Annotated in this window: 22 protein-coding genes; 2 read left to right on the top strand and 20 right to left on the bottom strand. The window is 62.8% G+C overall.

Annotated features, from left to right (window positions below):
* Positions 1-19: 19 nt before the first annotated feature.
* From NR193_RS22950 to NR193_RS22895, 11 genes are all read right to left on the bottom strand, one after another.
* Positions 20-1792, bottom strand: a complete 1773-nt coding sequence (locus tag NR193_RS22950; RefSeq protein WP_256753034.1) for an adenylate/guanylate cyclase domain-containing protein — start codon at positions 1790-1792, stop codon at positions 20-22.
* A gap of 254 nt (positions 1793-2046) precedes the next feature.
* Positions 2047-3582, bottom strand: a complete 1536-nt coding sequence (locus NR193_RS22945; protein WP_256753033.1) for an acetyl-CoA hydrolase/transferase family protein — start codon at positions 3580-3582, stop codon at positions 2047-2049.
* A 521-nt stretch (positions 3583-4103) separates the two neighbouring features.
* On the bottom strand, positions 4104-4988 hold the full coding sequence (locus NR193_RS22935) for an intradiol ring-cleavage dioxygenase (protein ID WP_256753032.1): 885 nt from the start codon (positions 4986-4988) through the stop codon (positions 4104-4106).
* Between the two features lie 8 nt (positions 4989-4996).
* Positions 4997-6751 carry an FAD-dependent monooxygenase gene (locus tag NR193_RS22930; RefSeq protein ID WP_256753031.1) on the bottom strand — a complete coding sequence of 585 codons (1755 nt, stop codon included), beginning with the start codon at positions 6749-6751 and terminating at the stop codon, positions 4997-4999.
* Complete coding sequence (locus tag NR193_RS22925) at positions 6744-7832, bottom strand: branched-chain amino acid ABC transporter permease (RefSeq protein ID WP_256753030.1); 1089 nt, start codon at positions 7830-7832, stop codon at positions 6744-6746. Before NR193_RS22925 ends, NR193_RS22930 begins: the two co-directional genes overlap by 8 nt.
* Positions 7833-7837: 5 nt before the next feature.
* A complete protein-coding gene (locus NR193_RS22920) occupies positions 7838-8701 on the bottom strand; it encodes a branched-chain amino acid ABC transporter permease (protein WP_256753029.1) in 864 nt (287 codons plus the stop codon).
* 1 nt (position 8702) lies between these two features.
* A complete protein-coding gene (locus NR193_RS22915; protein ID WP_256753028.1) occupies positions 8703-9407 on the bottom strand; it encodes an ABC transporter ATP-binding protein in 705 nt (234 codons plus the stop codon).
* Entirely contained in the window at positions 9407-10126 is a 720-nt protein-coding gene (locus tag NR193_RS22910; RefSeq protein WP_256753027.1) for an ABC transporter ATP-binding protein, read from the bottom strand. Before NR193_RS22910 ends, NR193_RS22915 begins: the two co-directional genes overlap by 1 nt.
* Positions 10127-10292: 166 nt before the next feature.
* Positions 10293-11573 carry an ABC transporter substrate-binding protein gene (locus tag NR193_RS22905; RefSeq protein WP_256753026.1) on the bottom strand — a complete coding sequence of 427 codons (1281 nt, stop codon included), beginning with the start codon at positions 11571-11573 and terminating at the stop codon, positions 10293-10295.
* Positions 11574-11612: 39 nt separating this feature from the next.
* Positions 11613-12674 carry a maleylacetate reductase gene (locus tag NR193_RS22900; protein ID WP_256753025.1) on the bottom strand — a complete coding sequence of 354 codons (1062 nt, stop codon included), beginning with the start codon at positions 12672-12674 and terminating at the stop codon, positions 11613-11615.
* Positions 12671-13534 carry a dioxygenase gene (locus NR193_RS22895; protein WP_256753024.1) on the bottom strand — a complete coding sequence of 288 codons (864 nt, stop codon included), beginning with the start codon at positions 13532-13534 and terminating at the stop codon, positions 12671-12673. The genes NR193_RS22900 and NR193_RS22895 overlap by 4 nt, the downstream gene beginning before the upstream one ends.
* Positions 13535-13625: 91 nt before the next feature.
* Here NR193_RS22895 and NR193_RS22890 point away from each other — a divergent pair, with 91 nt between their 5' ends.
* Positions 13626-14576: a LysR family transcriptional regulator gene (locus NR193_RS22890; protein WP_256753023.1), complete on the top strand. Its 951-nt coding sequence runs from the start codon at positions 13626-13628 to the stop codon at positions 14574-14576.
* A 113-nt stretch (positions 14577-14689) separates the two neighbouring features.
* On the opposite strand, the gene NR193_RS22885 is transcribed toward NR193_RS22890, so the two are convergent.
* The 7 genes from NR193_RS22885 to NR193_RS22855 all read right to left on the bottom strand — a co-directional run bounded on the left by NR193_RS22885 (position 14690) and on the right by NR193_RS22855 (position 21055).
* Positions 14690-15565, bottom strand: a complete 876-nt coding sequence (locus NR193_RS22885) for an aldose 1-epimerase (protein ID WP_256753022.1) — start codon at positions 15563-15565, stop codon at positions 14690-14692.
* 2 nt (positions 15566-15567) lie between these two features.
* Positions 15568-16323 carry an SDR family oxidoreductase gene (locus tag NR193_RS22880; protein WP_256753021.1) on the bottom strand — a complete coding sequence of 252 codons (756 nt, stop codon included), beginning with the start codon at positions 16321-16323 and terminating at the stop codon, positions 15568-15570.
* A gap of 16 nt (positions 16324-16339) precedes the next feature.
* Entirely contained in the window at positions 16340-17071 is a 732-nt protein-coding gene (locus NR193_RS22875) for an ATP-binding cassette domain-containing protein (RefSeq protein WP_256753020.1), read from the bottom strand.
* 3 nt (positions 17072-17074) lie between these two features.
* Complete coding sequence (locus NR193_RS22870; RefSeq protein ID WP_256753019.1) at positions 17075-18052, bottom strand: ABC transporter permease; 978 nt, start codon at positions 18050-18052, stop codon at positions 17075-17077.
* A gap of 78 nt (positions 18053-18130) precedes the next feature.
* A complete protein-coding gene (locus NR193_RS22865; protein ID WP_256753018.1) occupies positions 18131-19108 on the bottom strand; it encodes a sugar ABC transporter substrate-binding protein in 978 nt (325 codons plus the stop codon).
* 25 nt (positions 19109-19133) lie between these two features.
* The gene (locus tag NR193_RS22860; protein ID WP_256753017.1) at positions 19134-20336 is read right to left on the bottom strand and encodes a mandelate racemase/muconate lactonizing enzyme family protein; all 1203 of its coding nucleotides are present in this window, start codon (positions 20334-20336) and stop codon (positions 19134-19136) included.
* Positions 20333-21055: a FadR/GntR family transcriptional regulator gene (locus NR193_RS22855; RefSeq protein ID WP_256753016.1), complete on the bottom strand. Its 723-nt coding sequence runs from the start codon at positions 21053-21055 to the stop codon at positions 20333-20335. The genes NR193_RS22860 and NR193_RS22855 overlap by 4 nt, the downstream gene beginning before the upstream one ends.
* Positions 21056-21151: 96 nt before the next feature.
* On the opposite strand from NR193_RS22855, the gene NR193_RS22850 reads away from it, so the two are divergent.
* The gene (locus NR193_RS22850) at positions 21152-22057 is read left to right on the top strand and encodes an SMP-30/gluconolactonase/LRE family protein (protein WP_256753015.1); all 906 of its coding nucleotides are present in this window, start codon (positions 21152-21154) and stop codon (positions 22055-22057) included.
* Between the two features lie 102 nt (positions 22058-22159).
* Here the strand turns inward: NR193_RS22850 and NR193_RS22845 are convergent, their stop codons facing one another.
* Positions 22160-22939 (bottom strand): SDR family oxidoreductase, encoded by a 780-nt coding sequence (locus NR193_RS22845; protein ID WP_256753014.1) that lies wholly within the window; start codon positions 22937-22939, stop codon positions 22160-22162.
* A gap of 89 nt (positions 22940-23028) precedes the next feature.
* On the bottom strand, positions 23029-23979 hold the full coding sequence (araH, locus tag NR193_RS22840; RefSeq protein ID WP_256753013.1) for an L-arabinose ABC transporter permease AraH: 951 nt from the start codon (positions 23977-23979) through the stop codon (positions 23029-23031).

The following is a 23979-nucleotide window of genomic DNA, read 5'->3' as shown; positions in this document are numbered from 1 at the left end:
GCGCATCGCTCGCGGCACATTATTTGGCCAGTTCGAAATTGGCCAAGAGAAATTCGTTTGCCGCCTTGTCCGCGAACGGTATCCAGCGCACCCTTTGCTCCGAAAAATCCGGATGTCTCGTCGTGAATATGGCCAGCTCCCGCTTGGCCTCTTCCTTGCGCCCGCTTCTCGCCAAGGCGCCGATCTTCAGGACCCGGGCATAGAAATAGCCGGGCGACAGATCGAGCGATCGGTTCGCCGTGGAGATCGCGGATGGCCAATCCTCGACGAAACTGTAAGCCGCGGCCAATTCCCCCAGATTGTGGAACCGGTAGAGGTCGAAGGGGCTCAGCCGCTCCGTGTCGATAAAGAACGGTATGGCGCCGGCCGCATCGCCGAGCAGCAGGCGCGCACTGCCCATCGCCGAGCGCGCAAAGGCGAAGCTGGGATTGATGTGGAGCGCTTCCTCGAGATGATCGACCGCCGATCCGGGCTGTCCCCTCATGATGTCGGTGACGCCGAGATGAGCGTGCGGGCGGGCATCCAGGCTGTCCATCAGCAAGGCCTTGCGCGCATATTGCTGGACCTTGTCCAGATCGTCGCTGTCGCCGAACCGCAGCCAGGCCCGCCAGAAATACCACCATGCCAGTTCATTCAGCACCGCGCTCGAATTCGGGTCTTCCCGGTAGGCCTTTTCGAAGAACTCCAGCGCGATTTCCGTGTCGCCGCGCGTACGCCGGTTCATATGCCAGCGTCCGCGCCGCACCAATTGCCATGTTTCCAGGCTTTCCCACGGCACCTGGAAGGTCCGTGCCTGTTCGGCGCGGTCGACCTCCTTGTCGAGGATCGAGACGATCTCCGCGCCGATCTGGTCGCGCAGACTGAAGATGTCGACCAGGTTGCGATCGAAGCGCTGCGACCACACCAATCGCCCGTTTGAGACGTCGGCAAGCGAGGTGCTCAGACGGATCTGACCGCCATTGCGCATCAGCGTGCCGCTGACGATGTAGCGCGCACCAAGGGCGTTGCCGATTACCCGCGTTCCCAAAGTGTCATCGCGAAACTGGAAGCTGGAGCTCTTGGCGATCACCGAGAGCCATTTGCTGTTGGAAAGGCCGTAGATGATGTCTTCGGCTATGCCGTCGGCCATATAACCGACGTCGCGCTCGCCTCCATCGCCCTGGAACGGCAGCACGGCGATCGCGGGCGGACCTTTGGACGACAGCTTCTGCTGACCATTGACGGGCGGCACGGCCGCGACCAACGGCGCGGATGACAACCCGCTGCCAATGCGCCCCGCGATCAAAACGCGCACCGGCAGCGCGATGTTCTTGAGCATGAATTCGCCAAGATCGGTGAATTCGGCCGCCGTCTGGTCCTTCACGTGGTGCCAGGTTGTTTCCGACACGGCGAGACCACCGTGCGGCGCGAATTCCTGGATCCTGGCGGCGATGTTGACGTCGTCACCGTAGAGCCGGCCGTCCCGAACGATGACGTCACCGGTGTTGATGCCGACGCGAAAGGGCATGCGCATGGCTTCGGCGACCGATGAATTGAGCGCGACAATGCGGTCCTGAAAATCGAACGCCGCGCGCAGCGCCTCGATCGGACTGCCGAATTCGGCCATGATGCTGTCGCCGGCATCACCGAAGGTGCGGCCGCCAAAAGTGCTGCAGCTGTCGGCGATGATGTCGCGCCGTTCCTCGAATGCGGCGACAGCCGATTCATCGTCAAGACCCATCAGCCGCGAGAATCCGACGGCGTCGATAGAAATGATTGTCGCCAGCTGACGGGTGTAATTCCGTTCAGCCATGTTCGTGCCCCCGGTCCCTTCTGGTTCTGCCCCAGCCCAGGCAACTACCCGCTCCTGAACATTTCGCCGCTTTGCTGGGAGAAGATCCTTGGCAGGTACGACGCGATGCCGACCTGTCGTGTCGGGAACTCTAACAGGGTCTCGGCGAAAGCTCTACCACGATCAGCGGCAGATCGCAGGCCGAGGCATCGGCCACGCTTGGCTGCCGGTTGTCAATGATGGGACCATTGTTGCCGACCCGCCATGTTGCGGTTTCAAGCCAACATGGTTCCCGTTTCGATGAACCGCTGGTGCCAGGAAAGCGCTTCACCGGGCAGCGACGGTGATTGTTGACCGTAGGAATGCTCCCTGGCCCGCCGATAATAGTCGGACAATGCCGGCCTGTAGTCAGGATGCGCGCAATTGGCGATGATGACCTCGGCGCGCTGCTTGGGCGAGAGACCGCGCAGGTCGGCGAGGCCCTGTTCGGTCACGATCACCTGCACATCCTGGGTGATGTGATCCACGTGGCTCGCTTGCGGCACGATTGCGGAAATCTTGCCACCCTTGGCCGTCGAGGGAGTCATGAAGACGGAAACATAGGCGTTGCGCGCGAAATCTCCCGACCCGCCGATGCCGTTCTGGATCCGCGACCCCATGATGTGCGTGGAATTGACGTTGCCGTAGATGTCGGCCTCGATCAAACCGTTCATCGCGATGCAGCCCAGACGCCGGATCAGTTCCGGATGATTGCTGATTTCCTGGGGCCGAAGGATCATCTTGTCGCGGAAGCGCGCCATGTCGGCATTGAGCCGTGCCGCGGCTTCGGGGCTCAGCGAAAACGCCGTGGCGGAAGCCATGCGAAGCTTGCCGGACTCGAGCAGGTCCAGCATGCCGTCCTGGATCACCTCGGTATAGGCGGTCATGTCCTCAAACGCCGCATCGACGAGACCGCCAAGCACGGCATTGGCAATGTTGCCGACACCCGACTGAATCGGAAGCAGGGATGCGGGAAGTCTTCCCTTCGCCACCTCATGACGGAAGAACTCCAGGAGATGCCCGGCGATGGACCGAGCCGCCTCGTCCGGCGGCGCGAAAGGAAGGTTGCGGTCCGGCGCGTGGGTCTCGACGATAGCGACGATCTTTTCAGGATCGCAGCGGAAGTAAGGCTCGCCGATGCGCTGGTCGGGGCGAACGAGTGGGATGGGGAGGCGGTGGGGCGGCAATGCGGTGCCGTAGTAAATGTCGTGCATGCCTTCGAGGGCGGCATTCTGCCAATTGTTGACCTCCAGGATCACCTGCCGCGCGCGGTCGAGCCAAGTCTTGTTGTTGCCGACCGAGGAGGACGGAACAAGCGAGCCATCGGGCCTGATCCCGGCGACTTCGATCACTGCCGTATCGAGCGACCCGAGAAAGCCTTGCCACGCCATCGGCGCGACCTGGCTCAGATGCATGTCGAAATACTCCATTTCGCCGCGGTTGATCATCTCGCGGGCGACCGGATCGGAATTGTAGGGGAGGCGGAATTCTATGCCGTCCGCCTTGGCAAGGGCACCATCGAGTTCCGGCCCGGTCGAGGCGCCGGTCCACACACGAATGCGAAACGGGTTTCCGGCCGCATGCTCGGCCTTGATCCGCGCGGCAAGCGCGAGCGGAACGGCTTTGGGATAGCCGGACCCCGTGAACCCGCTCATTCCGACGGTGGTGCCGGAATCGATAAACGAGGCCGCGTGTTCCGCGCTCGTTATCTTGCTGCGTAGTCCGTCACACCCAATGCGCTCGTGACTCAACGTGTCGCCTCCTCGTACCATGCGGACGGAAATACCGGCCGAGCTTCAACCAGCCAACGATCTCCCGGGTAGCCACCATGGAGCCGACGATCTCGCCACCCTACGGCCGGACCATCAAGTATCACAACGCTTGCGCGGTCAGAATTATGTAGAGCTGCGTGGTCAAGGAGCGATTTCCGATTCGAGAACTGGATGTTCTGCAGCTCGACCATGACCGCCGAAGTTCATATCCCTTCGACAAGGCCTGGCATAGCCGCGCAACTTGGAAGTCTTTAGGCCAATCTCCGGCAAACCCTCTGCCAGCTTTACTGCGCAAGCCACACCGTCGAGTCCAGGCATCCTTATCCTCGCGTCCCGCCTTCGCCAGCTCACGCACCGACCAGGCCATGGGCTGGTGCCATCCCGAAAAAGCGCGCGGCGAATGGATGAGGCCGAGGCGCCCGGGACGGGTCGGAGTTCGGTGCTGCCCCCGAAAATCCACGCCTCTGTAGCAAGTGAGGCGGCAGAGAACCTGACCGTCAAGCTGTGCGAAAGTGCCCCGTCTAGGCTCCTTCTGCCGCCAACACGAAATCGTGCTCAACGTCCCAGAAAGGATTGGCGAATTCGAGGCTCTTGGCGCGTGCCGGATCGTCGATGCGCTTGAACTGCGCCAACAGACTCTCCTTCACGCCGAACACCGCGTCCGAATTGATGTAGGGGTCGTCGGGGTCGAAGATGTGGGTGGTCAGGGTCTCGAAGCCGTCGGCCTTGAGGATGTAGTGCAGATGCGCGGGCCGAAAGGGATGGCGGCCGAGCGCGTGGAGCAGCTTGCCCACGGTGCCGTCGTCTGGGATCGGATAGAATTTCGGCTTCACCGCCCTGAACCAGTAGCGGCCCTCGGCGCCGGTGCGGAAGACGCCGCGCAAATTGAAGTCGGGCTGGATGCCCTTCTGCTGCACATCGTAGAAACCTTCGTCATTGGCCTGCCAGACATCGAGCACGGCGTTGGCGATCGGCTTGCCTTCGGTATCAAGGATGCGGCCATGGATGAACATGTCCTCGCCCTTGTGGTCGAGGCAGATGTTGGCACCCATCGGCAGTTCCGGCGCGTCGGCGAGATGGAAGGGCCCGAGCACCGTCGATTCCGAAGCCCCAGACGGTTTGCGGTTGTTGATGGCGTCGACCAGCATCGAGACGCCGAGAACGTCGGAGAGCAGGATGAACTCCTGCCGCCAGTCTGTGCACAGCTGCCCGGTCCTGGTCAGGAACTGGATGGCGTCGAACCATTCATCCTGCGTCGGCTCGATCTCCTTGACCGCCTCGTGCAGCTTCCGTGTGATGACCTCCATCACCGTCTTCAGCCGTTCGCTCTTCGCGTTCTTGTTGCGGCCGGTGACGACCTCGACCGAATTCTCTTCGGTGAAGAAGCCTTTCTCGTGCGCTTCCATATCCGCCCTCACCTGTCCAGAATTGCCGTCAGAGCCCGGCGCAAGTCGGCTGCCGGGTCGCTGCTGATCGCATCCTTGCGCCAGCCGACATGCTGGTCCGGGCGCACCAGAAGAATGCCACTGTCACGCACTTCACGGGCACGCGCCCAGTCGCCGGAAAAGTCCTGCCAGGGCTGGCGCGGGCCTATGAGATGGCCAGTGATGTCGATGCCCAGTTCCTTGCCGACCGTCCTGGCCGCGTCGAGCCAGCCCTGACCGCCAATGCCGGTCAAAACGGTGAACTTGCCGTGGCCGGTCAGGTCCAGCGTGGAAGCCTTGTCGCCCTTGTCGGGGTGAACCCAGACATGCGGCAGCCGGGCGCCTGGCCAGGACGTCGGCTGGTAGTGCAGTTCGGCATCCTTCTCGAAGGCCGGCTCCTTCTGGCCGTCGGTGACGATGGCGTTCGACTTGTAGCGCTGGTTCATCTCGACGCCATGCGCGTCGAACTCATAGACTTTTGAAGCGATGGTCTCGCGGATCCTGGCGCGCTGTGCTTCGGCCGCCGGCGTGTCGTCGCAGCGCGCATCCATGTTGGACTGCATCTTCACCGGGTCGATGGAATCGAGCAGGCCGAGCGCCTTGAAGATCGGACCGAATTCCTCGATCGACTTGTTGGCGCGCGAGACGATCTGTTTGGCGACCGGCGCGCGCTCCTGCGAATAGCTGTCGAGCAGTTTCGGGCCGGCCTTGCCCTTGATGACGTGGGCGAGCTTCCAGGCGAGGTTGAAGCCGTCCTGGATCGAGGTGTTGGAGCCGAGCCCGTTCGACGGCGGGTGGCGGTGGATGGCATCACCCATGCAAAAGACGCGACCGTTGGAAGTCTGCGTGGCATACATATTGTTGACGGTCCAGGTCGACACCGACTGGATCTCGATCTCGAGTTCCGGATCGCCGACGAGGTCGCGCGCCACCTTCCTGGCGAAGGCGTCGTCGACCTTGGGCGCCGGCTGATTGATGTCGTAACCCCAGACGATCAGCCACTCGTTCCACGGCCGGATCATGCGCACCAGGCCCATGCCGATGCCGCCGACATCGGCGCCCGGCTGCACGACCCAGTAGAGCACCGAGGGGCGGTGGGCGACGTATTTCGACAGATCCGCCTTGAAGAGAATGTTCATCGAGCCGCCGACACCCATCTTGCCTTCGAAGGGCAGGCCGGCATGTTCGGCGACCAGCGAATTGCCGCCATCGGCGCCGACCAGGTATTTCGAGCGGATGGTGATGTCCTTGCCGGTCAAGCGGTCGCGGCAGGTTGTGGTGACGCCGTCGGCGTCCTGGACATGCGACAGATACTCCATCGACATGCGTGACTGCGTGCCGCGCGAACAGGCGGTCTTGAACAGCAGCGGTTCCATGAAGGTCTGCGGCAGGTCGTTCATGTGCGAGGGCGAGGACAACAGATGCTCGGCGCGGCTGAGCGGGTGCTTGCCCCAGCTGCGCATGCGGCCGATCTCCTCGCCGGCGAGCGATGTGCAGAACACGTTCTCGCCCATCAGATCCTGCTCGGTGGCGTGCATGTAGGCTTCCGCCTCGACATCCTTGCCGAGGTCGCGCAGCACTTCCATGGTGCGCTGGTTGGTGATGTGCGCGCGCGGCGTCGCGGCCAGCCAGCGATAGCGGTTGATGACCATGTTCTCGACCCCATAGGTCGAAAGCAGCGCTGCCGTCGCCGAGCCCGCAGGCCCGGTGCCGATGGTCAGCACGTCGGTAGAAATGTCAGCCATGCGGCCCTCCCTTTTTGGCTACTGGTACAGGTCCGCCGGTCAACCGGCGGCGAACCGGAAAAAGCTGGATGCCGGTGCGCTCGGCAAACAGGCCCCACAGGCCGCGCGGCGCAAACAGCATGATGACGATGCCGATCAACCCGAGGATCAGAAGATACCAGGAGCCGTAGTCGGCCAGCAGGTTCTGCAGGATGTAGAAGACGATAACGCCGACGATCGGCCCTTCGATGGTGCCGATGCCGCCAATGACGACGATGAAGATGACATAGGCAGTCCAGTCGATGACGGAGAAGGCAGCGTCCGGCGAGATGCGGGCTTTCTGGACATAGATCAGCGCGCCGCAGAGCCCGGTGCCGAAGGCCGCGGCCAGATAGACCAGTGTCTTCATGCGGCGCGCGTCGACGCCGACCGAGCGTGCTGCTTCCTGGTTGTCGCGCACGGCGGCGAGCCCCAGTCCCTGCTTGGAGCGCAGCAGGCGGTAGACGAGGCCGATGGTGGCGATGGCCAGGAGCAGCGCCAGCCAGTAGGTCAGGATGTCGCCGGCACCCGAGGATTTGACGCCGAACAGCTCGCCGATGAGCTTCAGCGCCGGCATATCGCGGGTCGCCTCGCGCGGCAGCGACGTGCCGGTGCCGCCGCCCAGCATCTTCCATTGCGCCAACGCCAGGCGAACCACTTCGGCGATAACCCAGCTGCCGATGGCGAAATAGGCGCCCTGCAGGCGAAACAGGAAGAAGGCGGTCGGGATCGCGAGCAGGGCGCTGGCGATGCCGGCAAGCAGGATCGCGGCCAGTGGGTCGACCCCGCCGAGGATCACCAGGGCAAACATGGCGTAGGCGCCAAAGCCGACAAAGGCTTGCTGGCCGACCGAGACCAACCCGGCATAGCCGGCAAGCAGGTTCCAGTTCTGCGCCAGCACCAGCATGGTGAGGATGAAGAACAGATCCTGCAGCACGCTGCGCGAGAGGAACAGCGGTGCGGCCAAGGCGAGCAGGATGATGAGTGCGGCGACGATGGCGAAAGCAGTCGATGCTTTCGTCCGGGTTTCAACCTTCCAGCGTGTGAGTGTGAGGTCGGTCATGGCGCTCAATCCACCGCTCTTGGAAAGAGCCCGCGCGGCCTGACAAGGAGCACGACCAAGAAGGCCAGATGCCCGGCCAGGATTTGCCATTCCGGGTTGATCGCGGCGCCAAAAGTCTGCGCGATGCCGATGACGATGCCGCCGAATAGCGTTCCCCAGAGCGAGCCCAGGCCTCCGATGATGACCGCCTCGAAGGCATAGATCAGCCGCGCCGGTCCGATAGTCGGATCGAAATTGGCGCGCGTGCCGAGATAGAGTGCTGCAATCGTCACCACCACCATGGCGATGCCGGTGGCGGTGGCGAAGATTCGTTTCGGCTGGATGCCCATCAGCCCGGCGGTGACCGGATCGTCGGAGGTGGCGCGAAAGGCGCGGCCGAGCGATGTGCGGTAGAAGAGCTGGTTGAGGCCGACGATCACGGCGATGGCCGAGGCGAGTGTCAGCAGCGGCATGACGCCGACATTGATCGGGCCAAGCGCCACGGACACGGATTCCAGTCCGCCAACCGAGATGCGGCGGCTGTCGGCGGCAAAGCCTTGCAGCAGGCCATTCTGGATGACGATCGAGAGGCCGAAGGTAACCAGCAGCGGCGGCAGGATGTCGGTGCCGAGCGTGCGGTTGAGCAGGAAGAACTGCAACGCCCAACCGATGGCGAACATCAGCGGCATCGCCAACAGGGCCGCAAGGAACGGATTGAGACCGAGGGCCGAGACCAGCACCAGAATCAGGAAGGCAGCGAGCACGATGAGGTCGCCATGCGCCAGATTGACCAGCCGCATGATGCCGAAGACGAGGCTGAGGCCCGCCGCGAACAGGGCGTAGAGACCGCCGAGCAGAATGCCCTGGATGATGGTGTCGAGCCAGGCCATGTCAGGCCACCCCGAAATAGGCGGCGTGGATTTTTTCACGCGTCAGCGCAGCCGGCGCACCGGAAAGCGTGATGCGGCCTTCCATCATGCAGTAGACGCGATCAGAAACTTTCAGCGCCTGGCCGATGTCCTGCTCGACCACGACGATGGAAGCGCCCGCGTCGCGAATGCGCGGAAAGGCGGCGTAGATATCCCTGATGACGAGCGGTGCCAGGCCAAGACTGATCTCGTCGCACAAAAGTACGCGCGGGTTGGACATCAGCGCGCGGCCGATCGCGACCATCTGCTGCTGGCCGCCGGACAGCGCCGTGCCCGGATTGGCGCGTCTTTCCCTGAGGATCGGGAACAGCTCGTAGACCGTTTCGAGGGTCCAATGCCCGGCAACGGCGCGGCCATAGCGGCCAATGAGAAGGTTCTCTTCGACGCTGAGCGAAGGAAACAGCTTTCGCCCCTCCGGCACCATGGCAATGCCGCGCGCGACGATGTCGGGGGCAGGCAGCGCGCCGATTTCCTCGCCGTCGAACAGCACTGCTTTCGGCTGGTTGGTGAGAATGCCCGCAATCGAGCGCATCAGCGTCGTCTTGCCGGCACCGTTGGCGCCAATGATGGCGATGGTCTCGCCTGGGTCCAGCGCGATGTCGACGCCGAACAGCGCCTGGAAGTCGCCATAACGGGCAGTCAGCCCCTTGGTCTCGAGCAAGGCCATCAGACTTCGATCCCGAGATAGATTTCGCGGACCTCGCGCGACGCCATGACGGCATCGGGCGTGCCCATGCCGATGATCTTGCCGAAATTGAGCACCAGCAGCCGCTCGACGACCGAGTTCAGCGCATGCAGCACATGCTCGATCCAGATGATCGACATGCCGGCTCCGTGAATGGTGCGGATGGTGTCGACCAGCATGCCGCATTCGTCTTCCGTCAGGCCGCCGGCGATCTCATCCAGCAACAGCAGCCGGGGCTCGGTCGCCAGTGCGCGGGCAAGCTCCAGCCGCTTGCGCTGCAGCAGGCTCAGGCCGCCGGCCGGATGGTTGGCGCGGCCGATCAGCCCGGTCTCGACCAGGATCTCGGCGCAGCGGTCGCCAACCTCGGCTTCGGTCTTTCTCGCCCCGAAGGCGCCGGCGACCAGGAGGTTTTCGAACACGGTCAGCTTCTCGAATGGCTGCGGGATCTGGAAGGAGCGGCCGACGCCGGCAAGGCAGCGTTGCATCGGCGGCAGTTTTGTCACGTCTCGACCACCGAAGACGATGGTGCCGGCGTCCGCGGCGATGTTGCCGGTGATCAGGTTGAACAGCGTCGATTTGCCGGCGCCGTTCGGACCGATGATGCCGAGTGCCTCGCCTTGCCGCAACTCGAACGAAACCGCATCGGCGACCGTCAGGGCACCGAAGCGTTTCGAGACGTTGGAGAGCGCGAGGATGGGCATGGTTAGAAAGCCCGCACTTCCTTCTCCCCGTTCACGGGGAGAAGGTGGCCCGAAGGACCGGATGAGGGGCAGCGCGGACTTCTGCTGGGCTGGCTCCGCCCCTCATCTGCCTGCCGGCATCTTCTCCCCGTGAACGGGGAGAAGGACGCTGTTTCTACCGTCCCACTCATCCGATCGCTTCCATCTTGCCGCCGGTCGGGATGTTTGGCGCGGTCTTGTTGTCGGTGATGACGAGATCGTAGCCGCCGCTGTCCTTCAGCCGCCATTGGCCGCCGACCAGCGGCGTCTTGGCAATGTTCCTGGCGGCAAAGGGCGGCAGCTTGGCGCCGTCCCAGGCGATCGGTCCGACCAATGTGTCGAGCCTGGTCGCGGCGATCGCCGCCGCCACCTTGTCGCCGTCGCCAGCCTCGCCCGCCCGCTTCATGACATCTGCGGCGATCTCGAACAAGGCATGGACAAAGCCGATCGGCTGCGTCCACTGGCGGCCGGTGGCTTTGGTGAACCCCGCGGCCACCTGCGCCGAGCTTTCGCCGGTCAGCGACGACTTGAACGGATGGTTCGGCGTCCACCAGACTTCCGACGACAGATTGTGGCCGGATTTGCCGAGCGCCTCGACCGATTGCGGGAACAACAGCGCCTTGCCCATCGACGCCACCTTGGGCGTGAAGCCCTGTTGTTTGGCCTGGTTCCAGAAGGTGGTGAAGTCGGGCGGGATCATCACGCCGGTGATGATCTCGCACGATGCGCCCTTGAAGGCGCTGATCTGCGCCGAGAAATCGTCGGTCAGGTTTTGGTAGCGGCCGGTGTCGGTCAGCCCGTAGCCGCCCTTGGCCAGCACCGGCGGGAAGCCGACCGTGCCGTCGCCCCACGCGTTGCCGTCGCCGTCATTGGGAAAGAGGCCGCCGACCTTCTTGTTGGTCTCGACCTGCGCCCACATGTTGGTGAAGACGGCAATGACGTCCTCCAGCCCCCAGAAGAAATGATAGGCGTAGTTGAACGGCTTCCAAGAGGCTGGGTCGCCGGGATTGCCTTGCTGGCCGATGAACCAGGGCTGCCATGGAGCCACGGTCGACAGGCACGGCACTTCTTCGGCTTCGCAGGTGGTGGCGACCGGGTTGGTGGTCTCCGGCGTCGACGCGACAAGCATCAGATTGACCTTGTCGTTGACGATCAGCTCCTTGGCGACTTCCGCCGCGCGGTTGGGGTTCGACTGGCTGTCCTTGACCACGACCTCGTAGTTGAGGCCAGCCGCCTTGGTGGCCGCCAGGAAGCCGTCGATGATGAATTTGTCGGCCTCGGCGAAGGCCGCCAGCGGGCCGGACTGCGGGCTGACATAGCCGAGCTTGATCGGCGCATTCTGCGCGATCGCCGGCATCGCTAAACCGGATGTGCCGGCAAGCATGCCGGTCGCGGCGGTATTCCTGATGAATTCGCGTCTGGTGATCATTACTGTTCCTCCCTTTGTTGCCTTCAGCTTTGTTCGTCTTCAGTCCTGCGGGCGTCTTCCCTCCCACGCGTCCTGCAACAGGGCGCGGATTGCGGCGCGGTCGAAGGGCCGCGGATTCCAGTATGGATTTTTGGTGGCAATCTCGGCGGCGCGATCGAGATCGGCCTGCTTGAGGCCGAGCTCCTGCAATGTGAGTGGCGCCCCGACGGACTTGGCGAAATCGTACAGACCGCTACCGGCGCCGTTACCAAGAATGTCGGCGACCGGCTCGAGCAATTCGGGCACGGCGACGGCATTGAAGCCGATCGTGTGCGGCAGCATCACAGCATGGGTTTCGGCATGCGGCATGTCGAACGAACCGCCCAGCGTGTGGCAGATCTTGTGGTGCAGCGCCATACCGACCGTGCCGAGCACGGTGCCGCACAGCCAGGCGCCGTAGAGCGCATCACCGCGTGCGACGAGATTCCTCGGCTCCCGCACCAGCACCGGGAGTGCCGCCTTCAGCGCGCGCAGCCCTTCGGTCGCCATCAGCGTCGAAACCGGGTTGCGATCCTGCGCGTAGAGCGCCTCGGCGGCATGCGCCATGGCATTGAGGCCGGAGGTGACGCTCATCGCCACTGGCAGACCGACGGTCAGTTCCGGGTCGTAGATCACCACTTCCGGCAGGATTTTTGCATCACGCACGGTGGTCTTCACGCCGTTCTCGGTCTGGCCGAGGATTGGCGTCACCTCGGAGCCGGCATAGGTCGTCGGGATGACGATCTGCGGCAGGTCGGTGCGATACGCGATCGCCTTGCCGAGGCCCGTGGTCGAGCCGCCACCGAGTGCGACGACGCAGTCGACATCGACGTCATGCGCCATGGCCAATGCAGCCTCGGTCACCTCGACCGGCGTATGCATGGCCGCACCCGAGAAGACCCCTGCCGCCAGGGATCCAAGCCGCTTCGCCAGCGCCTCGCCATCGGCCGATTGGTGCGGCGTCGACAGCACCAGCGCACGCTTGCAGCCGAGCTTCTCGACCCATGTGCCGACCTCGGATGACGCACCGTTGCCAAAGACGATATGGGCCGGGCTGCCGGAGTAGGTGAATTGCCTCGTCATGCAGCCCAGTTCCCCTTGCGTGCCATCGCCATGACGAAGCTGAAGTCGAGCGACCAGCCGTCGCCGACGTGTTTGATGTCGCCGACCAGTTCCGGTTTGACACCGAACAACGCATCTTCGCCGAGACGCGGGTCGCCACGCTCGAACACTTGCGTGGTCAGCGTCTCGAAATTGTCGGCGCGGATGAGAAAATGCAGGTGCGCCGGACGGCTGAGCGGATAATTTAGCCGGCCAAGCATCTGCCCGACCGGGCCGTCATCCGGCACACCGTAGCCGGTCGGCTTGACCGTGCGGTAGTGGAAACGGCCGTCTCTGTCGGTGATGAAGACGCCGCGCAGGTTGAATTCCGGCTGCAGGTCGGGCTGCTGGTTTTCGTAGAATCCTTGCGCATTGGCTTGCCAGGTTTCGACCGTCGCGCCTGGTATCGGCATGCCATCCAGATCGATGACCCGCCCCGACACGGTGAGCGGCGCGCCGACACCATCGAGCGAAATGTTGGCGCCGAGCGGCAGCCTTGGCGCATCGGCGCGATAGAACGGACCGCGCCCCGTGTTGGGCGTGGCGCCATTCGGGCGGCGGGAATTGATGTCCTCGACCAGCGCGGTGACGCCGAGCAGATCCGACAGCAGCACCCATTCCTGCCTCTTGTCGTCGCTGGCGTGGCCGATTTCAGTGAGGAAGGCGATCGCCTGGCGCCAGTCCGAAGCCGTGGGGCGGGTCTCTTTGACGATCTGATGGAGATGGTCGACGACGGTTGCCAGGAAGCGCGGCAATGGCCCGGCCTTGGCCTTCGACAGGCGCTGGGCGACCATCTCCGCAGAGTTGGCCTCGTTGAACGACGGTATGCCGGTCTGTGACATGTTCCTCCCCGGTTTCATCTCACGGAGGAACAATACCGCAGGCCGGACACGAAATTGATGATTTCTGCCTGGTTTAATATATCATATCGTTATGAGGCTCGACGAAAGACATTTGATCCAGCTGGCGGCCGTGGTGCAGGCCGGCGGCGTCACCGAGGGGGCGGCCCTGATCGGCCTGTCGCAGCCAGCGGTGTCGCGCACGCTGTCGATGCTGGAGAAGCGGCTGGGTGAACCGCTGTTCCTCAGAGGCCGCCGACCGTTGCAGCCGACGCCGCTTGGCCGGGCACTGGCCGATCATGGCCAAGTGATGCTGGCGGCATCGCGCAAAGCCTCCGACATCGTGGCCAATTTCAGCCAGGGCCGCTCCGGCGTGGTGCGGGTCGGTGGCACGCCGTTCTTCATGGACGCGCTGATCTCCGGCATGATCGCCGACTTCCAGAACGCCTATCCGGATGTACGCGTCGACCAGAGCTACGGCTATCTCTCGGATTTGCGCGCCGCGATCAATGCCGACCGCATCGATCTTGCCGTGTGTCCGATCGACATCCTGGAAGAAGGGTCGGGCATGGAATTCCGCGAGATCCTGCCCGGCCGCAATGTCGTTGCCTGCCGCGCAACGCATCCGCTGCTGCTGCGTCGCAAGCTGAAGACCGGCGACCTGCTCGATTATCCCTGGATCGCGCCACCGCCCGGCAGCCCGCTGCTGGAGGACCTGCGCAGCCTGCTGCTGTCACTTGGCGCCACGGAGATCAAGATCCGCTATTCCGGGGGATCGCTGACCAGCGCCATCAACTACATGAAGGAAACCGACGCGCTGACCGTGCTTCCACACAGCGTCGTCTTCGCATTTCGCAAGGAGAAGTCGATTACCGCGCTTCCGGTGGCCATTCCGCATCCTGAGCGGGCACTCGGTCTGCTCAGGCTAGCCGATACGCCGCGTGCGCCGGCCGTGGATGCTTTCGCCCGGCACATCCGCCAGAGCTTCGACAATCTCAAGCATCTCATCAAGCGCCATGAGCAGGCAGTCGTCTGGGGCGCTTAGAGCCCCAGAAATTATCTAGCACTGACAGATCCTGCAGAACCTGCCCCTGCGATCCTGGATCGCTGCTCGACACCACAAATCCGATCCTGGCGCATCGCGCTTGCCGACCGATGCTACAGATCACTCCAACCAATACGCATATGCGCGGTGATCGACCCACCCGGCTCGAGTGTGGCCAGGCCACCGGTGTGATGGGCGTCCACCGTGTGCGAAACGGGTTCGAAACAGAAGAAATCGGCATCTCGCGCGGGCGAATAGAGCACGAAGACGTCCAGCGTCGACACTGTATCGACCATGACCATGATGGCGTCATCCGGCTGGGCGATCGAGGCGCGGCCGTCCCAGCCTTCGAAGGCGTTGTTGACCCAGGTGTCGGGAAGGCGCGCAGCTTGCGAAAAATCCCAGTCCGGGCGGGAGGTGAGCGACACCACCGCCGTCGGCAGGTGGCGTTCGTCCTCCAGCCAGACCCTTCTCGCCGATGCCTGGAGCAAGGTGCGCGGGCTGCGCGGAAACCACGGATGGAAGCCCAGCCCGTAGGGCAGGCGGATAGTGGCCCGGTTCTCGACCGTCAGGACCGCGGCCAGCGCGCCATCCTCCAGCGCGTAGCGGACGCTTGCATGGTAACGATAGGGCCCGATTGCCCCGTCTTCCAAAACCAGCTCCATTTCAGTGCTGGTTCGCCGTGTCAGCCGCCACGGTCTTTGAAAACCGTCGCCATGGAGCGGGAACGGCTCGCCTTCGACATTGGGTTCGAGCGCATGGAAGCGTCCTTCGAACTCGAAGCCTCCGCCGGAAATACGGTTCGACCACGGAATCAGCAGTTGAGACCCGAACTTCAGCAGGCCCGTCGAGGGCTTGATGAGCGGCGTGGGCGCCCGGCCGGGGCGCAGTGCGTCGTAGCGCAGGATGGCGGCGCCCTCGCGAGGGCTCACCACCAGGCTTGCGCGCCCGTCGGCAAGTTCGACCGCATCACTGTCTGCGAGCGCCACGGCTACCAGCCACCATCGACGCTGATGTTCTGGCCGCTGATCATGTCCGACGCTGGGGAGACAAGGAACAGCACGAGATCGGCGACATGCCGCGGCTCGATGCGACGCTTCAAGCTCTGGTTGGTCAGAATCCAGTCGTTGTATTCCTTGAGCCGTTCTCCGAAAACGCGCACTTCCGCCTCGGAAACGACGGCACCCGGCGACACCGCGTTTACGGTGATGCCGTGCGGGCCCAGTTCCCGCGCCAGCGACTTCGTGAGACCCAGCATGGCGCCCTTCGACGCGACGTAAGGCACGTAACCCTCCCAGCGGCCGTTCAGCGTCACCGAGCAAAAATTGACAATCCTCCCGTGGCCCTTCTTCTTCATTCCAGGAGCGCAGGCGCGCGCCAGCGCGAAGGCAGCCGAGGAATTCACGCGGATCTGGTCCTCATATTCGGCGAGCGAAAATTCCTCGAACGGACGGTTGATGATAAGCGCCGCGTTGTTGATCAAAATATCGATCGCGCCCTCTTCGTCGGCGAGCGCCTTGACCGCCGCTTCGGCTTCGGCCAACTGGTTCAAGTCGCAACCGATATAGACGACCGCACCCTTGTCTGCCGCCGCCAATTCAGCTGCGATCCTGGGGCCTTCGACATTCTCAGGGCGGTCAAGCAAAAGCACGCGAACGCCGGCGCGAGCAAGCGCGGCAGCCTGCGCACGGCCGAGCGAACCCAGACCGCCCGTCAGGAGTGCAACTTTGCCGGAAAGGTCCGTCATCACCATTCCCCGCTTCTCAAAGCACGTTGTGGACTTCGTCGATGGAGGTTTCCTCGATGCGCTTATCGAGCACGACCTCGCCGCGCGCCATCGCGACCACACGATCACAACAGTCAAAAACGTGGTGCATGTTGTGGCTGATGAAAACGCCGGTGACACCCTGCTCCTTCAGGCCACGAACAAAGCCTATCACCTTCTGCGTCTCCTTGACCGACAGATGGTTGGTGGGCTCGTCGAGAATCATCACCTTCGACTTGAAGTGCATGGCGCGCGCGATGGCGACGCCCTGCCGCTGGCCTCCTGAGAGTTCACCGACCAGCGCATCGGGCGAGCGCAGATGCAGATCGACATTGGCGATCGCCTTGATGCTTTCGCTGCCCATCTTCTTCTGATCGAGGATGCCCACGCCGAATACGGAAAACAGCGTGGGTTCCCGGCCGATAAACAGGTTCCTGGCAATCGACATGGTGGGAACCATGGAATTGTATTGGTAGATGGTCTCGATACCGAGGTTCATCGCATCGCGCGGCCTGGCGATCCGCACCGGCTTGCCGTCGACCAGTATCTCGCCCTCATCGGCTGTATGGACGCCAGACAGAATGTTGATGAGCGTCGACTTGCCGGCACCATTGTCACCAATCAGCCCGAGTGCCTCGCCCCGCTTGAAGTCGAGGCTCACGCCCTTCAGCGCATGGACGCCGGAGTACCATTTGTGAAGATTGCGGACGGAGATGATTGCGTCGTCCATGCCTCAGCCCTCCATCTTGATCGCCTTGGCGCGCTTGCGCATCCAGGCGTTGGCGACGACGGCGAAGATAGTCAGGAAGCCGATCGCAAATTTGAACCAGTTTGCGTCAACGTTGGAGAGCACAAGCCCGTTGTCGATGATGCGGATGAGGATCGTGCCGATTATACCGCCTGCGACCGTACCGATGCCGCCCGCGAGCGAAACACCGCCGATGACAGCCGAGGCGACTGCCTGGAGTTCCAGACCCTCGCCGATGGATGGCAAAGGGGAGCCTAGTCTCAGCACTTGCAACATGCCGGCGAAACCGGACAGCATCGAGCAAAGCATGAAGCATGCGAGTTTCACCCTGGCGGTCGGAATGCCCATCGAGGCGGCAGCGGGATGGAAGCCGCCGGTGGCCTTTATCCAGTTGCCGAAATTGGTCCGGGAAAGCATCAGCGACGACAGCACGGCAATTCCGACAAACCACAGGAACGACATGCGGAACATGTGGCCGGGACCGACAAACGAGGTGAACAGCCAGTTCGGCAGATCGACGGGAAGCAGGGGCGGAAACCCGCCCGAGACGACGATCGTCAGCGACCGGGCGATGAACAGCATGCCGAGCGTGGTGATGAAGCTTGGTATCTCGAACCAGATCGTGACATAGCCGTTGATGAATCCGATCACCGCGCAGACGACCAGGCCGGCCAGCAAGGCAAGAGGGAAAGGGACCCCCTCGACCATGAGGACGGCCATGGACATCGGCATCAGCGCAAACACCGATCCAACCGAAAGGTCGAACTCGCCGCTGATCATCAAGATCGTGACTCCAATGGCGACGAGGCCCGTTTCCGGCAGAATGCCGAGTATGCCACGAAGGTTGTCCTGGTTCAGGAACACGCCATCCGAGCGGATCTCGAAAATCACCACCAGAAGCACCAGCAGGATCAGTCCCGCCAATTCCGGCTTTTCCAGATAGGTCTTGAAGAGGCGTTTCAAGGCAGGCTCCAGGAATTCGAGGCGAGGGGCCACCCGGCGGCGCGAGCGCCGCCGGATGAACACATGGCGCGTGCAGGCCTAACGCAGACCTTGCGCGGAAAGCGTCATGATCGCGTCGGCCTGGTCCGGGCGTACGATGCCCTGGCCCGTATCGATATCGGAGGGTGCCAGACCCACCTTCTTGTTCAGGTAGGCTTCCATCACTGGCATGAAGCCCTGCATGTAGGGCTCCTGGTCCACCAAGGCCTGCACATAGCCCTTCTGCATCTGCTGCAGAACTTCCGGCACCAGATCGAAGCCGCCAAGGAGGACCTTGCCGGGCGCGACACCGCGATCCTGCAGGGACCGCGCAACGCCCGCGCACCAGAAGCCGGTGTCGAAATAGGCGGTGGTGTCGGGATGCGCGTTGAGATAGGCGCCGACACGATCGGATGTGACCGCAAGGTCTGTTCCGCTGTCGATCCGCTCCCATGAGACCTGGCGGTCGGGATGGGCGGCCTTGTACTCTTCAAGGAACTTCATCACGCCTGCGCCGCGACTTTCCGACCAGTTCTGGCCTGGTGCGGAAATGCCGACCAGAACCTTGATTGGCCCTTCTTTCGGGAAGCTCTCGGAAATCGCCTTGCCGAGCGAATAGCCCGCCGGCACGAAACCTTGCCCGATGAAGGCCTGCCGGGCATTGCCCTTGGCGCCTTCGGTGTCATCGACATTGACTGCAATCACCAATACGCCGGCGTCCCGCGCTTCCTTGATGACGTCGTCGAACGCCTTGTTGTCGACGATCGAGGTCAGCAAGGCATCCGGCTTGGCGGCCAGTGCTGCGCGCATGTTGGCGAGTTGCTGTTCGACCGAACCTTCGGTCTGCGTGAAAATCATGTTGCACTTGGCCTCGACCTTGCCGCAGGCATCGTCAAAGCCCTTCTTCACCGCCTGCCAGAAGGTGTTCGAGGCCGACGAATGGTGCGTAAAGACGATGTTGAGCCCGTCGGCGCTGGCGATGGAAGGCCCGGCGAACAGCGTCGTAGCGAGCAAAAGCGTTGCAGTCAGTCGTTTCATTACTATTCCTCCCGTTGAGTGTTCTTCAGATGTCCGCCTTGTCGGAGACGCGGCGATGGACGGTGTAGGCCCGACCGAGGTCGGGATTGAGTTCCAGCCCGAGGCCCGGACCGGGAGGCACGGTGATCATGCCGTGCTTGACTTCCGGCAGCGCGGTCACAAGGTCCCGGTACCAGGTCCGGTAGAATGCCCTCACACTCTCCTGTACGAGTGCGTTGGGCGCGTTGAGGGACAAATGCGTGGACGCCGCCAGAACCACTGGCCCAGTGCAGTCGTGCGGGGCGACTGGCAAATGCCAGGCCTCCGCCATCGCGGCGATCTTGCGTGCTTCCGAAAGTCCGCCGCACCAGGAAATGTCCAGCATCACGATGCCTGCGGCACCAGTCTCCAGCAGATCCCGGAATGCCCAGCGACTGCCGAGAGTTTCCGACGCCGAGATCGGCGCCGGGCTCGCGGCCTCATAGCGCTTGAGATCGGCGAGGCTGTCCATGCGGATCGGATCCTCGTGCCAGTATGTGCCATAGGGTCCGAGCGCCTTGGCGATCTTGATCGCGGGCAGGAGCTGCCACATCGAATGGAACTCGACCATGATGTCGATGCTGTCGCCGACGGCCCTGCGGATCTTCTCGAAAGGCTGCAACGCGGCCTTGAGGTCGGCGGCGGCAATATCCTGCCCCCTGCTTTTCTCGGCGGCATGGTCGAAGGGCCAGATCTTCATGGCCGTGATACCGTCTTCAAGGAGTTCCGCCGCCAATTCGTCGGCGCGATGAAGAAACCCGTTCAGATCGTCATAACCCTGCCTTGCGCCGAGACCATAGTTCGCGGTGGTCTGTCCCTTGCCGTCCTTGATATATTCGGTGCCGGCGCAGGTGTTGTAGGTACGGATCGACTGTCGCGAAAAGCCTCCAAGAAGCTGCGCAATCGGCTGGTTTGTCGCCTTGCCGAAAATATCCCAGAGCGCGATATCGAAAGCGGAATTGCCGCGAACCTCGGCGCCGCTTGAGCGGAAACCGAGATAGCCAACCAGATCCGCGGAAAGCAGATCGATCTGCAGAGGATCGCGGCCGATTACGCGTGGCGCAACATATTCGTGCAGGTATTCCGCGACCGTGCGCGCCATGAAGAAGGTTTCGCCAAGGCCGGTGATGCCTTCGTCGGTATGCACCTCGACCCAGAGCAGATTGGGCCGCTCTTCGATGCGAATGGTCTCGATCGAGCGGATTTTCATGCGATCCCCGCATCGATCAGCGCCTTGACGCTTTTGTCGAAATGCGCGGCCATATGTTCGGCGGCAAGCTGCGGATTCCCCGCGATGATTGCCCGAGCAATGTCTCCGTGACCCTCGATCATCTTGATCTGCTCTTCCTCGGTGGCGCGCGTGCGCCAGCCGATCACCCAGGTGCGTCGCGTGACACCGCTGAAGGCGTTGATGATCAACGAGAACACCGGATTGTGGGAGGCTCGCGCGATCGCCTCATGGAATGCGATGTCGTGCTCCATGACGATCTCGGGCGCACGACAGTTCTCGCGCATCAGTCGCGCGTATTCTTGTATCTCAGTCGCCTCGGCTTCGCTCCGCCGCAGTGCGGCGAGCGCTACGGTGCGCATTTCGATGGTGCGGCGCACATCATAAACCTGGTGGACGCTGATCTGTTCGGTGGTGACGCCGTGCTCGATCACCATCGACATGGCACCAATGTCGAGCTTGGCGACGCTGGCGCGCCGACCGGCGCTCATATCGATCAGACGCATCGCAGACAGCGATCGAAACGCCTCCCGCACCACAGTCCGCGAGACGCTGAGCTTGCGGGTCATGTCGGCTTCACTGGGCAAAAGGTCACCAGGGCCGAGTCCCTCGACGCGAATGTGTTGAGTGATGGCCTGAATGGCGGCGCTTACCAGGCCGGGATTGGTCTCCTCTGGTGTCATGCTGCGATCGCTCACCATTTGCCCCAAACCTGTATGACATGTTTTCTTGAAATGCATATATCTTTGTGGAATTTTGTCTGTCAAGTGAAGTCGACAGCACAAACGAGGGAACGAATGGATCGCGGAGAGATGCAGGCAATTCTCGTGTTCGATGCCAGGGATGTCGTCGGGGAGAGCCTGATCTGGGACGAAAACAGGAAGACACTGATCTGGGTGGATATCATCGGGCGGCGTATCCACCAGCTCGATCCGGACACTCTCGATCACCAGAGCTGGCAAGCACCGGACCTGGCAACCTCGATCGGCCTCCGCAACGACGGCGGCGCAATCGTAGGGCTGCGAAAGGACGTAGCCCTGTGGGATTTCGGGGAAACTTTCAGGACGATCGCGAAGATCGAACCGGATAGCCCGGACACACGGTTGAATGAGGGCGTGGTCGCCCCAGACGGCTCATTCTGGGTCGGGACCATGGAAAACAACATCGGCCCGGACGATCTTCCGCGCGATATTTCGCGAGATGCGGGGCGGATCTATCGTGTCGACACGACCGGCATCGTGGAGGCGCTCAGCGCCGATCGTTTCGGTATCACCAACACGATGGTCTGGGCGGCGGATGATACCTTCGTCACGGCGGACACGACGAAGAACCAGATCTTCCGCTATCGCTGGGATAGAGTGCGATCGCGAATAACCGACAGGCGCCTTTTCTTCTCGGGTTTTCCGCGCGGTCTGCCGGATGGGTCGTGCATGGATGCGGAGGGCTATGTCTGGAATTGTCGCGTTGCGGGCGGCGGCTGCCTCGTCCGCATTTCTCCCGATGGCGTTCTCGACAAGGTCGTGGAACTTCCCTGCAGCTGGCCGACGAGTTGCGCATTTGGTGGCGAGAACCTCGATACTCTCTTCGTCACGTCGGCGCGATTTACCATGACTGTTGGATACTTGCAGGCAAACCCGCACGAAGGCGGATTGTTCGCGGTGCGGACGGGCGTTCGAGGCACGCCGACCAGCCGGTTTGGATGAGATGTCCGTCGATCGACGCGCCCTCAGTGGACCTTACCAATTGCGGCCCTGGGAGGGAGCGATTTTGCGAGATCGTGAGGCCATGGTGTTCCTCGACCGCAATCAAGCAGGGTGCTGCAATTGGCTGAGCCCACCATCGACAACGAGACAGGCCGCGTTCATGAACGGGCTCTCGTCGGAAATCATGAATACCGCGGCCAAGGCGATCTCGCGCGTCGAGGCGATGCGGCCGCCGGGGTGCAGCGCCATCGTCTTGGCGCGCGCCTCGGCCGGATCGGCAAAGCTGTTCCAATAGTCGATGGCCTTCTGCGTCTCGACATAGCCGGGCGCCAGCGCATTCACGCGAACGCCCTGCCCCGCATATTCGAGCGCCAGCGACTTGGTCAGGCCGAGCAGCGCGTGCTTGGCGACTGGATAGGGGAATGTGTGCGGAATGATGGTGAAGCTGTGCGTCGAGGCGATGTTGAGGATGGCCCCGCCGCCGCTTGCGATCATGCCCGGCAACACCGCCTTGCTGCAGTTCCAGGCACCCTTGACGTTGACGTCGAAATTGCGGTTCCACTCCTCCTCGCTGGTGTCGAGCGGCGTCGAGAACACATTCATTCCGGCATTGTTGATCAGCGCGTTGATCGGGCCGATTTCGTCGGCTGCCCGTCCGACGGCAGCGGCAATCGCGGCGCCGTCGCTGATGTCGGCCGCAACATGCCCGACATGGCCTTGCGGTGCGGCAAGGCCGGCGACGGTCTTGTCCAGCAGCGCGCCGTCCTGGTCGACCAGGAACAGCTTTGCTCCCTCGGCAAGGCAGGCCTCGGCAATGGCCAGCCCGATGCCTTGCGCCGCGCCCGTCAGGAAGATGCGTTTGCCGGACAGGCGCTCAGTCATGGTTCTCACTCCGGTCGACGACGGTCCTTCAAATCTTGCGCCGTGCGCCGTTTATAGCGCGGCTGCGGACCGACATGCCCTGCCCTTGCTCAACGCCGCCCCAGTGCCGACGAACGCAGATTGTCGAGCAGCACGGCGAGCAGCAGGATCACGCCACGCACGATGTACTGGTAGAAGGCCGGGATGTTGAGCAGGTTCATCGCGTTCTCGGCAATGCCCATGATCAGCACGCCGACGATGACGCCCGACATCGTGGCGCGGCCACCGGCGAGCGAGACGCCGCCGAGGACGCAGGCCGAGATGACCGAGAGCTCGAGCCCGACCGCCGCGTTGGGCTGGCCCGAAGTGATGCGCGATGCGAGCAGGATGCCGGCGATGCCGCAGACGACGCCCTGCAGTGTAAAGATCCAGATGCGCGTCCTGTCGACATTGACGCCGGCCAGCCGCGAGGCCTCCGGATTGCCGCCGATGGCCAGCGTGTTCTTGCCGAAGACGGTGCGGTTGAGCACAAAGCCGAAGATGCCGAACAGAAGGGCCAGCACCCAGATCGGCGTTGGTATGCCGAGCAATTTCGATAGTGCCAGCTGGTAGAAATCCGGGCTGTTGATGCCGACTGCGCGGCCGTCCGACGCGATCAGCGCCAGGCCGCGCACGATCTGCATGGTGGCCAACGTCGTGATCAGCGCGTTGATGCGGAACTTGGCGATGACGATGCCGTTGATGAAACCGACGAACGCGCCGCAAGCGATTGCCGCGAGAAGCCCAAGCAGGATCGACCCGGTGGCGTTGGACGCCATCACCGCGACCATGCCGGCAAAGGCGACGATCGAGCCGACCGAGAGGTCGAAGTCGCGCGCGGCAAGGCAGAACATCATGGTGCAGGCGACGATGCCGACGGTGACCACCGACTGCAAAAGGCCAAGCATGTTGCGGTCGGTGAGGAAGTTCGGCACCAGAACCGACACCAGCGCGAAAGCGACGAGAAAGATGACGACGAGCCCCTGTTCGCCGAGCAGGATTTTCTTCAACTGGTCGGTCAT

This window comes from Mesorhizobium sp. Mes31 (assembly GCF_024519675.1).
Taxonomy (GTDB): Bacteria; Pseudomonadota; Alphaproteobacteria; order Rhizobiales; family Rhizobiaceae; genus Mesorhizobium.
Note: the sequence above shows the minus strand (reverse complement) of the source record. Positions and strands in the feature narration are given on the sequence as shown.